Annotated in this window: 2 protein-coding genes; both read right to left on the bottom strand. The window is 61.5% G+C overall.

Annotated elements, in window-relative coordinates:
- A partial coding sequence (locus ACFQUU_RS29270; RefSeq protein WP_382252152.1) for a hypothetical protein occupies nt 1-355 on the bottom strand: 355 nt, incomplete at its 3' end.
- Nucleotides 356-712: 357 nt separating this feature from the next.
- Nucleotides 713-1317, bottom strand: a 605-nt coding sequence (locus ACFQUU_RS29265) for a phosphopantetheine-binding protein (RefSeq protein WP_382252150.1), incomplete at its 5' end; no start/stop codon positions are given.

Below are 1317 nucleotides of genomic sequence, written 5' to 3'. Positions count from 1 at the left end.
ACAGGATGCCTTCCTGCAGCGGCGCCAGCGGATAAATGTCCTGCACGTTGGCCACCCCGCCCGGCACCCCGCCAACCACCCGGTCAATCTCCTCCTGCGTCAACGTCACCAGCGGCAGCATCGCGGGCGTCAATGCAGCCGCCGGGCTATGCCAATCGCCGCCCTGCCGGTCCAGCAGAGCGAGGACCTCAAATTTGAGCTTTCTCAGGCTGCCGATCAACGCCGGGGTCAGCGTGGCGTCTTCCCCTAGCACGACCAGATCGTCTCCTTCGCGCTGCAAGCGTACGGGAAATTGCCCGAGCGTTGCCATCAATTCGTCCAGCGTATTAACGGATTCTTCTTTCGTCGAACTCATATAGACCTTCTGTCATGGTCGCGACGAGCAAGGTTGCCCGTCGATACGCTTGTTCTGTGACTTGACGCCGCCCCCAAGCCAGACCTGGGGATAGTCTTTCACCAGAGCAGGTTGCGTGCCAGCGAAAGTCGAGGCGTAAGCGTCTGAATTTATGTAGATTATCGGAGCGGAGCGCATGCATGCCGCCACCTGCGACTGAAAACCCGGACAAGTGCCAGCCATTGTCTGAAAAACGTAAATCGCGAGCGGAAGCAGGAAAACGGACTTTTTCCGGCAGTGATTGCGCCCGCCCAGACGGCGCATTCACTGCCGGAACCCATCCATCCGGCCAGCTTCGATGCAGTTTTCAGTCGCAACTTATAGGCGGACCTTTTTGCTCAGTTCCGGAATGGTCGATTCGGGCACGGCAACGGCTCGCGCCGCCGCACCCACCTCTCCAGCCAGAGCGGCGACGGTCGGGGTGGCGAACAGCGTGCGCACATCGACGTGCATGCTCTGTTGGCGCATGCGCTCGACCAGCGTCACCGCCAGCAGTGAATGCCCACCCAGCTCAAAGAAGTGGTCGTGCCGTCCAACCTGTTGGACGCCCAGCACCTCGGCCCAGATTGCAGCCAGCGCAGTTTCGACTTCACCGACCGGTGCTTCATACGCATGACTCGCGTAGGCGTCGCCTTCCGGCGCCGGCAGTGCCTTGCGGTCGAGCTTGCCATTCGGTGTCAGCGGCAACGCCTCCAACTGCACGTACGCCGCCGGCACCATGTAACCGGGCAGCGCAGCTTGCAGTTTGATACGCAGCATCTCCGTATCGAGCGGCGCATCCGCCGTCAGGTAAGCGACCAGGCGCTTGTCACCCGGCCGGTCCTCGCGTGCGATCACCACCGCTTCGCGCACCCCTTGCTGTTCCAGCAGCCTCGCTTCGATTTCTCCCAACTCGATACGGAAACCGCGCAGCTTCACTTGCT

The sequence above is a fragment of the Herbaspirillum sp. GCM10030257 genome (genome assembly GCF_042666555.1).
GTDB lineage: Bacteria > Pseudomonadota > Gammaproteobacteria > Burkholderiales > Burkholderiaceae_D > Noviherbaspirillum.
Note: the sequence above shows the minus strand (reverse complement) of the source record. Positions and strands in the feature narration are given on the sequence as shown.